Below are 11629 nucleotides of genomic sequence, written 5' to 3'. Positions count from 1 at the left end.
ACCTATAGCTTATGGTGCAAAAGGTCAAGTTGTTGGTGAAAAATCATGTTGCAATGGGATTTACCACCTAATCATCTAGATTAATATAATATATTCAATGAGATAGAATTTTTGTTGTTACAGTTTGTTAACGTGGGTAATCTCATGGAATAAGAATTAGCCATAAAAAAGGCCAGCATTAAATGCTGGCCAAAAAGTAGAACGTTGGAAGGAATCATCGCTGCTTAGCGCTCTGGATCACCTTGAACCAGCGAAAAGAGCGCGAGGCACTAGGCTGAAAGCATCAATGAGTCGGCTTTCGCTTCTAAGTTGGTGTTGCCCATCAAGTAAGCGTCGATCTCGCGTGCGCACTCGCGCCCTTCATTGATACAACGTACGACTAACGATTGTCCTGTACGCATATCACCTGCAGCGAAAACACCTTTTTGGTTGGTCGCAAAACCTTGTGTTGCCACATTGCCACGCTCATCTAACTTGATATCAAGCTGAGCAAGTACACCATGTGGTTCTGGATGTAAAAAGCCCATAGCAAGGAAAGCCATATCACACGCAATAATACGTTCACTGCCCGCGACTTCATCAAAGTTCGGGCGCTCACCCGGTTTTGCATCTTGCCAAACGATATCAGCAACACGTAGCCCCGTGACTTGACCTTGCTCGTTGCCGAGGAACTCTTTGGTCAGAATATTCCAATGACGTTCGCAGCCCTCTTCGTGGGAGGTTGAGGTGCGCAAAATCATTGGATATTGCGGCCAAGGCATGTTGGCTGGGCGTTTATTGGCCGGGATCGGCATGATTTCAACTTGCGTGATGCTTGCGGCGCCGTGTCGGTTTGAGGTTCCGACACAGTCAGAACCAGTATCACCACCACCAATTACCACCACATGTTTGCCCTTAGCGTGGATCTCATCAGTTTTAAGATCCATGTTATTCGCGCGGCGGTTATTTTGTGCCAGAAACTCCATCGCAAAATGAACCCCTTTTAACTCGCGCCCCGGAATCGGCAGGTTACGAGGCACGGTAGAGCCACCAGTAAGCAAGATGACATCAAACTCTTGGCGCAGTTGTTGTGCGTTGATATCAACACCGATATGTGCGTTTACTTCAAACTTGACGCCCGCTTCTGCCATCAAATTGATTTTGCGATCAATAACGTCCATACCCAGTTTGAAATCCGGAATGCCAAAACGCAGCAGGCCGCCGACTTTTTCATCACGTTCAAACACAGTAACTGAGTGACCCGCGCTGTTCAGCTGCTCAGCTGCGGCCAAGCCTGCTGGGCCAGAGCCAATGATGGCGATGGTTTTTCCAGTACGAGAACGCGGCTTTTTCGCTTTGGCATAGCCTTCGCGATAAGCCGTTTCCACGATGGTTTTTTCGATATTACAGATGGTAATGGGATCTTGGTTGATCCCGAGTACGCACGAACTTTCACAAGGAGCAGGGCACACGCGACCCGTAAACTCGGGGAAGTTATTGGTTGAGCTTAAGATCTTCCAAGCTTCTTCCCAACTATCACGATAAACGGCATCGTTAAATTCAGGAATAATGTTACCGATAGGGCAACCGTTATGGCAAAACGGTACTCCGCAGTCCATGCAACGAGACGCTTGAGTATTAATTTTGCTACCAAACTCTTCATTGAGGACAAACTCTTGGTTGTTTTGAATGCGAACCGTTGGATCGAGCTTTTTTGGCAGCTCGCGGCCATGTTCTAAAAATCCAGTAGGCTTACCCATTTATACGGCCTCCACTTCTTCCGTTTGTACTTGCGCAGCTGCAGCCTTGCGTTTTTGAAGAACCGCTTTGTAGTCACGCGGCATCACTTTTACCATTTGGGTAAGGTTTGCTTCAAAATTATCAAGGAATAACTGAGCCACTTCACTTCCTGTGAACTGAACATGCTTGTTGAGCATCTCACGTAGCAGATCGGTATCTTCTTGTTGCAGTGGGTCGAGATCAACCAATTCAGCGTTAAGCTTAGTTTCGAAGTCTCCATGTCGATTCCACACGTAGGCTACACCGCCGCTCATACCAGCCGCAAAGTTACGTCCTGTCGAACCGAGGATCACTGCGACTCCACCTGTCATGTATTCACAGCCGTGATCGCCGATACCTTCTACGACCACTTTAGCTCCTGAGTTACGCACGCAGAAACGTTCTCCAGCAAGGCCGCGAATATAGGATTCACCAGAAGTTGCGCCATAGAAACAGACGTTACCCACCACGATGTTATCTTGCGCAATGATGGTTGAGCGCGTGTCAGGGTAGAGTACTAACGTACCGCCAGATAAACCTTTGCCCCAATAATCGTTGGCATCACCTTCTACTTCAAACGTTACACCTTTAGCAAGGAATGCACCGAATGATTGTCCTGCGGAGCCGTTGAATTTAACTTTCATTGGCTGAGGTAGACCTTGGTCTTTGTATACCTTCGATATTTCGTTCGACAGCATAGTACCCGTGCTACGGTCAGTGTTGACGATAGGGAAGACTGCGTTAACCGCTTCGCCTTTTTCAAGCGCGGGGTTGGCTATTTGAATTAGCTGACGATCTAGTACGTTTTCTAGATGATGATTTTGTTTGGTTTGGCAATAAACACCATCTTCTGCACGAGGCTCTTGAATGTACAACACTGGTGACAAATCGAGGTTTTTGTATTTCCAGTGGTTGATGTTGTCACGCACTTTCAGTTTATGCGATTGGCCAACCATTTCATCGATAGTACGGAAACCCAGTTCTGCCATGATTTCACGTAAGCCTTGCGCCATGTATTGGAAGAAGGTGACCACATCGTCTACGCGGCCATCAAAGCGCTCACGCAAGGTTTTGTTTTGTGTCGCAATCCCTACTGGGCAGGTGTTTTTATGACACTTACGCATCATGATACACCCTTCAACCACTAGCGCAGCGGTGGCAATTCCCCACTCTTCCGCGCCTAACAATGTCGCCATTGCAAGGTCACGTGGTGTTTTCATCTGACCGTCACTTTGCACCACAATGCGATTACGCAGGCCATTTTTAAGCAAGGTTTGGTGCGTTTCAGCAAGGCCGAGCTCCCAAGGTAAGCCTGTGTGACGAATCGAAGACATCGGTGATGCACCCGTGCCGCCATCATAGCCAGCAATTAATACCACATCCGCTTTGGCTTTAGCCACACCGGAGGCGATAGTACCAACCCCGGCTTCGGAAACTAATTTCACGTTGACGCGGCCGGTACGGTTCGCGTTTTTCAAATCAAAGATCAGCTGCGCCAAATCTTCGATCGAATAGATATCGTGATGTGGTGGTGGTGAAATAAGACCGACTCCCGGAGTCGAGTGGCGTGTCGCGCCGATCCAATCATCGACTTTATCACCCGGCAGTTGCCCACCTTCACCTGGTTTCGCGCCTTGAGCCATTTTGATCTGTAGTTCATCGGCATTGGTGAGGTAGTAGGAGGTCACGCCAAAACGACCAGAAGCGACCTGTTTAATTGCAGAGCGTTCCCAATCGCCATTTTCTTTGCGTTCAAAGCGTGCTGGATCTTCACCGCCTTCACCCGAGTTGGATTTCGCGCCAATACGGTTCATCGCCACGGCTAACGTTGAGTGCGCTTCGTAGGAGATTGAACCAAACGACATGGCACCGGTTGCGAAGCGTTTTAAAATACGTTCAATCGGTTCCACTTCCTCAATGGGAATCGAACCGGCTGGATTTTTAACAAAATCAAGCTGGCTACGCAGCGTGGCAGCGTTGTCGCCTTGGTCATCTACCGCTTTCGCGTATTGCTTGAACTGCACATAATCTTTGTTGCGTGTTGATTGTTGCAGCAACGAAATCGTCTCTGGGTTAAACAGGTGTTTTTCGCCACGCTGTTTCCACTGATAAACGCCGCCCACATCCAACACTTGCACTGGAACTTCGCGAGTCGGGTAGCCCACGCGATGGCGAACTAACACCTCTTTTGCGATGTCATCAATGGTCAAACCTTGGATGCGCGATACAGTGCCAGTGAAGTACTTATCTACCACTGATTTGCCGATGCCCAACGCTTCAAAAATTTGCGCACCGTGGTAAGACTGCAGTGTGGAAATGCCCATTTTGGAGAAGATCTTCAGTAGCCCGCCGTTGATGCCTTTGCGGTAATTGTCAAACAGATCTTTCGCTGCAATGGTCGGGTCGAGTTTTTTAACTCGTTGTAAATCGATAATGGTTTCAATGACTAAATACGGGTTAACCGCATTTGCGCCATAGCCAATCAATGTCGCAAAGTGGTGCGTTTCACGCGCGTCGCCGGTTTCTACCACTATGTCACATTTAGCTCGTAAGCCTTTTCGGATCAGGTGGTGATGAACCGCACCGACAGCCAGCATTGCAGGGATCGCCGCATGGTTTGAGTTTACCGCGCGGTCGGTCAATAAAATAATCGAGTAACCATCGATAACCGCATCTTCTGCATATTGGCAAATGCGTTTCAGCGCGCGTTCCAATTTGCCTTGATCTTCACTGGCTTGAAATACGATATCTAAGGTTTTCGCTTGCAGATGTTCGTTATCAATAGCACGCAGTTTCTCAAGCTCAGAGTTGGAAAGAACCGGAGATTCCAATTCGACTTTTAAGCAGTGCAGAGGGGTTTCTGTCAGTAAGTTCTGATCTTTACCGAGGTAAGTATTGAGCGACATCACCATTCTTTCACGGATCGGGTCGATCGGTGGGTTGGTGACCTGAGCAAACAGTTGCTTAAAGTAGTTGGAGAGATGCTGTGATTGATGCGAAAGCACTGCCAGAGGCCAGTCTGCCCCCATGGCCGAAAGCGGTTCATAACCGGTTTTTGCCAAAGGAAGAATGATTTCATTCACCTCTTCTGAGCTGACGCCAAACGACTGTTGGCGGGACATTAGACGCTCAGGAGCAGGTTGGCTGTACTGGTTGCTCGCTTCAGGCAGTTTTTTCAAGCTGAGGAGGTTCTCTTCAACCCATTTGGCGTAGGGCTGAGCATTCGCAATGCTGTCTTTCACTTCCTCATCAGAAATGATGCGTCCTTGCTCTAAATCAGCGACAAAGATACGTCCGGGCTGTAAACGGCCGCGGTATTCCACGTTCTCTGGTGCAATTTCAACCACGCCAGATTCTGAAGCCATGATCAGAAAATCATCTTTAGTCACGGTATAACGTGATGGGCGCAGGCCGTTACGGTCCAGTGTTGCGCCAACTTGTACACCATCAGTAAAACATACTGATGCTGGGCCATCCCACGGTTCCATGACGTTAGCATGGTATTGGTAAAATGCGCGGCGGGTTGGATCCATATTTTTATTTTCTTGCCACGCTTCAGGGATCATCATCATCAGGGCGTGTGGCAGGCTGCGGCCAGACAGAACCAGTAACTCTAATGCCATATCGAAGTTGGCGGAATCTGAACTGCCTTCTTGGCAAATTGGCAGCAGCATGTCGATTTCAGCTTGTGTAAACAAATCTGATTCGAGGATCGCTTCGCGCGCTTTCATCCAGTTTAAATTGCCGCGAACTGTGTTGATTTCGCCGTTGTGCGCAATGTAACGGAAAGGCTGAGCTAAGCGCCATTTAGGGAATGTATTGGTCGAAAAACGAGAATGCACCAGCGCCAGCGCGGTCACCATGGTCGGATTTTGTAGATCAAGGAAGTACTGTGGTACTTGCTCTGTGGTGAGCTGACCTTTATACACCAAGGTTTTGTAAGACATGGAGTTGATGTAAAAATCATCACCAATGTTGGACACACTTTCTAAGCAGACGCGAACGGTGTAATTACGCAGAACGTACAATTTACGCTCTAATTCTGCGGGGGTGGTACTTGGGCCACCGGAGATGAAAACGTGCTCAAATTGAGGCTCAGTGCTAAGTGGGTCTGCGCCAATCATGGAGTTATCGGTTGGCAAAACGCGATAACCCAGTACTTCTAAATCGAGTCTCTTGGCGTTGCGTTCTAAAATATCACGACACTGGGCGCGTTTGTGCTCATCTCTTGGAAACAGCACCACGCCGACGCCGTACTTTTCAAACGAAGGCAGTTTTAAGCCAAGTTTAACGGTCTCTTCAAGTAAAAACTCATGGGGTTTTTGTAATAAGATACCTGCGCCATCACCAGAACATGGGTCACAGCCTTGGCCACCACGGTGTTCCATACGAGCAAGCATGTCTAAAGCTTGAGTCACTACTTGGTGAGACTTACGGTTTTTCAGGTGGGCAACAAAACCGATACCACAAGCGTCATGCTCCAATTCAGGAGTATATAGACCTCGTGAATCCTGCTCTCTATCTACCATAGATACATCCTTCCAGTTCAATTTAGACGCACGTGTGCTAAGGCATACTTAGCGATGCGACTTGTCCTTTAATTGTTATCAATCTAAACCTGCCTGTGTTGGCGGGTTCGAATCCTTTCCGTCTCTCGCAGGAAAAATATGGCGAGAAAAACATTCCTTAGTGATATTCAATTTATTTATGCCACTTGCTAGTGGTTTGTATAGGAGGGGTGCGAATATCACCGATTTTTCCACAACTATTTATGTAAGGAATATCACAAAAAATAGGGCGGATGTGTAAGTATCCTACAATTTTGTTTATAGGAATTCCAACGAAAACTCATTTTAGTCGCCCATTTTTTTCGTTAAAAATGCATGTACCGTTTAACATTGGTGCAACATTAAGCAAATAACGCTGTTTTTATGAATGTTTATTGATTTTTGTTAGGTTGGAGAGTGTTTGATACGGCTACTCTTTGTGAATTTATTTTGCAGGGATGTAATTTAGTTACATAAATCTAACTGAGATTCATTACTATCTATAAGCGGTATTTCTTCAATGCAATTACATCAACTGGTTAACACGATCGGCCAAGATCTGCAGCGCCGTTATGGCGAAAAAGTTCACAAGCTGACCCTGCATGGTGGTTTTAGCTGTCCGAATCGAGATGGCACGATTGGGCGAGGTGGTTGCACCTTCTGTAATGTCGCTTCTTTTGCTGATGAAGAAACACAAGCCCAAAGTATTGAGCAGCAATTGACAGAACGCGCTGGTGAAATCAAACGTGCCAAAAAATATCTCGCGTATTTTCAAGCTTATACCAGTACCTATGCGGAAGTGCAGGTGTTGAAAAATATGTATCAGCAAGCGCTTCAATCGGCTGACATTGTTGGGTTATGCGTTGGCACTCGGCCTGATTGTGTACCCGATGCTGTGCTCGATTTATTGGCCGATTATGTGCGACAAGGTTTTGAAATTTGGCTCGAACTGGGTTTGCAAACCGCCAATAATCAAACGCTCAAACGGATCAACCGTGGTCATGATTTTGAATGTTATGCGTTGATCACTGAGCGCGCTCGAGCCTTGGGGATCAAAGTATGCACGCATCTCATTGTGGGGCTACCTAAAGAAACGCGTACCGATAATCTTCAAACCTTAAAGCAAGTCTTAGCGGTAGGCACTGATGGCATCAAGTTGCATGGGTTGCATATTGTTGAAGGCAGTACTATGGCCAAAGCGTGGCGAGCAGGAAGATTACAAGCGCCAACGTTAGAAGAGTATGTTTCCATTGCGAGTGAATTGATTCAAATGACGCCACCTGAGATCATTTATCACCGAGTCTCGTCAGCCGCCCGGCGGCCGACCCTGCTTGCGCCACTGTGGTGTGAAAATCGTTGGCTTGCGATGACCGAAATAGGTCGAGCACTTAATCAAGGTGGCGCGCAAGGCTCACGCTTAAGTCGACCGTTTGTCTATACGCTTCCAAACAGCTAAAGATTCAAGCAATTTCGCAAATCCTTGTGATTAACTTGGCTGACGAATCGACGTTAAACGCGTTAGACTAGTGGCACTGTTATTACATGGAAGTGTTTAATGAAACCCATGAAAAACCTTGCCCAGTACTATGTCGACCTATTGGTCAAACTGGGCATTCTCCGTTTCTCCATTCTTCTAGCGCTCGCTTTAGTGGCCTTGGCAGTGGTGGTGCAAGTTGGTATCACGTTGGTGCTCAATGGTTATGTTGATGATATCGACATCGTTCGTTCCGTCTTTTTTGGTTTATTGATCACGCCTTGGGCGGTCTATTTTCTTTCAGTGGTGGTCGATCAGTTAGAAGAGTCACGTCAACGCCTCTCGAAGTTGGTTTCTAAGCTCAAAGACATGCGCTCACGCGATCAAGAGCTCAATTATAAGCTTCAGCAAAATATCGAAAAACTCAACCAAGAAATTGAAGAGCGAATTAAGGCAGAGGAAGCGCGTGAAGAGGCGATGGCCGATTTAGAAAATGAGGTCTATCAACGCGAAAAAACGCAGCTTGAATTGGCAGAAAGAACCGCCTTATTGCGCTCTTTTATCGATGCCTCTCCTGATCTGATTTACTACCGTAATGCGAACGGCGTTTTTTCTGGCTGCAACCGAGCGATGGAAGAGCTAACGGGCAAGCGTGAGCATCAGTTGGTTGGGTTAACTCCGTGGGATGTCTATAGCAAAGAAGTCGCGCAACAGATCGTTGAAACTGACGAAAAAGTGTTTGCTGACAATCAAGCCATCACTTATGAGCAGTGGCTTGAATACCCTGATGGTCGCAAAAACTATTTTGAACTGCGCAAAGTCCCTTTTTATAGCAAAGATGGCCGCCACTTAGGGTTGGTGGGCTTTGGGCGAGACATTACCGAACGTAAACGCAATCAAGAGTCTTTGGAAAAAGCGAGCCGGGATAAAACCACTTTTATTTCGACCATCAGCCACGAATTGCGCACACCACTCAACGGTATCGTTGGTTTGAGCCGCATGTTGCTCGATAGTCCCATGACCCCAGAACAGCGTAAGTACATGCAGACCATTAATGTCAGTGCCATTACGTTAGGTAATATCTTCAACGATATCATTGATATGGATAAGTTTGACCGCCGGAAACTAGAACTACTGCCAGCGCCGTTGAATTTTGAAGAATTTGTTGCTGAAATTGAAAGCATCTCGGCGTTGATGGCAGAGCAAAAAGGGCTTAGGTTTGATCTCGAACGGCTCAGTGATTTACCTGTTGCGATTGAAGTGGATGCTACGCGCCTGCGTCAGGTATTGTGGAACCTGATAAGCAATGCGATGAAATTTACCAAAGAAGGTGGCGTCGTCATGACGGTCTGCGCTGACATTGAGGATAAGTTTGCGCGCATTACCATGGAAGTTGAAGACACAGGCATTGGTATACCAGAGGCTGAACTCGATAAAATTTTCGCCATGTATTACCAAGTTAAATCGGGTAAGGACAATTTGCACGCTGTTGGCACGGGGATTGGCTTAGCGGTATCTCGCCAGTTAATCAACTTAATGGATGGTGATATTTCTGTGAGCAGTGAAGAAGGCTTTGGTAGCACCTTCACCGTTTCAATTCGTGTGCCTTTGGCACAAGATGCCCAATTCAAACCAACGTTACCCGTTCCTCAAAAAAGTTTAGCCATTTTTATGGTTGAAGATATTGAGCTCAATATTACAGTTGCTCGTTCTTTGCTAGAAAGTTTAGGACACACGGTTACCGTCGCTATGACAGGTGAAGAAGCCAAACAAAAATTTGTGCCGCAAGAGTACGATCTGGTTTTCCTCGACATTCAACTGCCAGACATGACCGGGTTTGATGTCGCTGCGTTTTATCGAGAAACTTATGATAACCTTCCGCCATTAGTCGCATTGACCGCCAACGTATTGAAAAATAAAGCTGAATATCTAGAGAAAGGGATGGATGACGCGATCAGTAAACCATTGTCAGTACTGGCGATTCAAGAGGTGATTGCAAAATTCACCCATAGTGAGGCGATTCAACTTGCCGACGCTAAGGTTAAGGCTGCCTCAGAAGAACACAGTGAGTTGAACACGCATTTGCTCGATCTTGAAATGCTTGAGTCTTATATCGATATTGTTGGCCCGAAACCTGTGCTGGAAAGTATCCAAATGTTCGAGCAGATGATGCCCAGTTACGTTGAAGTGCTAGACTCCAATATGGTAGCAAAAGATCAAGCAGGCATTGTTTCAGAAGCACACAAAATCAAGGGTGCTGCGGGTTCAATTGGTTTGAAACACATCCAAAACGTTGCACAAAAGGCACAGTCGCCAGAGCTACCTGCTTGGTGGGAAAATATTGGTGACTGGATAGATGAAATTAAAAATGGGTATCAACACGATATTCAAGTCTTGAAACAATGGTTAACTCAAAGGTAATGGTATGAAAAAAATCGGGTTGGCTTCATTAGTCATGGCACTACTATCTGGCTGTAGTTCACCGCAAGTGAATTGGCTGCAGGACAGCAGTGCCGTGATATCAAATATTACCATTGGGTTGAAAAGTAACCTTTGGATCAATCAAATGCCTACAGCTAATGAGAGCGAAATACCTCTTGTGCATGGGACATTAAGATTGGATTCGTCGGCAATATTACCTGCCAATTTAACGATTGATGCGTTGATGGTCCAGCAAAGGGATAAAAATTGGCTGGTGGGCAGTGAATCGTTAGATTTACGGACTCAAAGTGAAGATCAATGGGAAGTTGTGTTTGAATGGCCGATGCAGCTTAATGTGGATAAGCCCGTTAATGTAGCTTTGCAATTGAGCGATGGTACAACAGCGCAGTGGCTTATCGAAAAGAGCGTCTTCATCGACAAAGTCTATTAGATTTATAGAACGGCTCCACGCGCAGTAGTCAGCCATGAAAAAAGCCCTTTAACCTGAGGTAAAGGGCTTCTAACTATCTGGGGGTAGACGTTTAGTCTTCTAGATCACCACAGAAGCGGTAGCCTTCGCCATGAATTGTGGCGATGATCTCTGGCGTACCTGAGACTGATTCAAAGTGTTTACGGATACGACGAATCGTCACATCTACGGTTCTGTCGTGTGGTTTCAATTCACGGCCAGTCATCTTTTTCAGCAAATCTGCGCGAGTTTGGATTTTTCCTGGGTTCTCACAGAAGTGCAGTAAAGCGCGGAATTCTGAGCGAGGAAGCTTGTAGCCTTCACCATCCGGATTCACTAAAGAGCGGCTATTGATATCCAATACCCAACCGTTGAACTCATATTTTTCCACACTGCGTTTCTCTTCTTGAGTCGTATTGGTATTCATTGAACGACCTAGAAGATTACGAGCACGAATCGTCAGTTCACGTGGGTTAAATGGTTTGGTGATGTAGTCATCAGCCCCGATCTCTAAACCGAGGATTTTATCAACTTCATTATCACGACCAGTCAAAAACATCAGTGCAACATTAGCCTGTTCACGAAGCTCACGAGCTAACAGAAGGCCGTTTTTACCTGGTAAATTGATGTCCATAATGACCAAGTTAATGGGGTTATCAGACAGCACATGGTGCATCTCTTCACCGTTACTGGCCTCAAAAACAGCGTATCCCTCTGCTTCAAAAATACTCTTAAGAGTGTTACGAGTTACTTGCTCATCTTCAACGATAAGAATCTGCGGGGTTTGCATTGGCGGTACCTAAACTTGTGAAAAAATTGTGCTAATAGAATTAATTGTAGGCAAAAAATTGCAACATACAGGTAATCTGCTGCCGATAATAAACTAAAGTTTTGAAAAAAACACTTACTTCAGTTGCCCGCCGTCCTTAGGCATATCTTGCATTGAGGTCTCCATACCCT

General features: G+C 46.3%; 6 protein-coding genes. 3 read left to right on the top strand and 3 right to left on the bottom strand.

Annotated features, from left to right (window positions below; translation table 11 throughout):
• Positions 1 to 269 precede the first annotated feature (269 nt).
• Both B9J84_RS00720 and gltB read right to left on the bottom strand, forming a co-directional pair.
• Positions 270 to 1739, bottom strand: coding sequence for a glutamate synthase subunit beta (locus B9J84_RS00720; RefSeq protein ID WP_013856103.1), 1470 nt, complete (start codon positions 1737 to 1739; stop codon positions 270 to 272).
• Positions 1740 to 6287, bottom strand: a complete 4548-nt coding sequence (gene gltB, locus B9J84_RS00715; protein ID WP_094123298.1) for a glutamate synthase large subunit — start codon at positions 6285 to 6287, stop codon at positions 1740 to 1742. It lies immediately after the preceding gene.
• Between the two features lie 538 nt (positions 6288 to 6825).
• Here gltB and B9J84_RS00710 point away from each other — a divergent pair.
• The 3 genes from B9J84_RS00710 to B9J84_RS00700 all read left to right on the top strand — a co-directional run bounded on the left by B9J84_RS00710 (position 6826) and on the right by B9J84_RS00700 (position 10651).
• On the top strand, positions 6826 to 7761 hold the full coding sequence (locus B9J84_RS00710) for a TIGR01212 family radical SAM protein (protein WP_094123297.1): 936 nt from the start codon (positions 6826 to 6828) through the stop codon (positions 7759 to 7761).
• Between the two features lie 99 nt (positions 7762 to 7860).
• Positions 7861 to 10200, top strand: coding sequence for an aerobic respiration two-component sensor histidine kinase ArcB (arcB, locus tag B9J84_RS00705; RefSeq protein ID WP_013856106.1), 2340 nt, complete (start codon positions 7861 to 7863; stop codon positions 10198 to 10200).
• Between the two features lie 4 nt (positions 10201 to 10204).
• Positions 10205 to 10651, top strand: coding sequence for a hypothetical protein (locus B9J84_RS00700; protein ID WP_013856107.1), 447 nt, complete (start codon positions 10205 to 10207; stop codon positions 10649 to 10651).
• A 91-nt stretch (positions 10652 to 10742) separates the two neighbouring features.
• Here the strand turns inward: B9J84_RS00700 and arcA are convergent, their stop codons facing one another.
• Entirely contained in the window at positions 10743 to 11459 is a 717-nt protein-coding gene (gene arcA, locus B9J84_RS00695) for a two-component system response regulator ArcA (protein WP_013856108.1), read from the bottom strand.
• Positions 11460 to 11629: the final 170 nt, after the last annotated feature.

The sequence above is a fragment of the Vibrio sp. V03_P4A6T147 genome (assembly GCF_002241085.1).
Taxonomy (GTDB): domain Bacteria; phylum Pseudomonadota; class Gammaproteobacteria; order Enterobacterales; family Vibrionaceae; genus Vibrio; species Vibrio anguillarum.
The sequence above is the reverse complement of the archived record's forward strand: the minus strand, read 5'-3'. Positions and strand labels throughout refer to the sequence as shown.

Coding starts and splice junctions, on each gene's coding strand:
- B9J84_RS00710 (WP_094123297.1), top strand. CDS start 6,826: ATGCAATTACATCAACTGGTTAACACGATCGGCCAAGATCTGCAGCGC.
- B9J84_RS00700 (WP_013856107.1), top strand. CDS start 10,205: ATGAAAAAAATCGGGTTGGCTTCATTAGTCATGGCACTACTATCTGGC.
- gltB (WP_094123298.1), bottom strand. CDS start 6,287: ATGGTAGATAGAGAGCAGGATTCACGAGGTCTATATACTCCTGAATTG.
- B9J84_RS00720 (WP_013856103.1), bottom strand. CDS start 1,739: ATGGGTAAGCCTACTGGATTTTTAGAACATGGCCGCGAGCTGCCAAAA.
- arcA (WP_013856108.1), bottom strand. CDS start 11,459: ATGCAAACCCCGCAGATTCTTATCGTTGAAGATGAGCAAGTAACTCGT.
- arcB (WP_013856106.1), top strand. CDS start 7,861: ATGAAACCCATGAAAAACCTTGCCCAGTACTATGTCGACCTATTGGTC.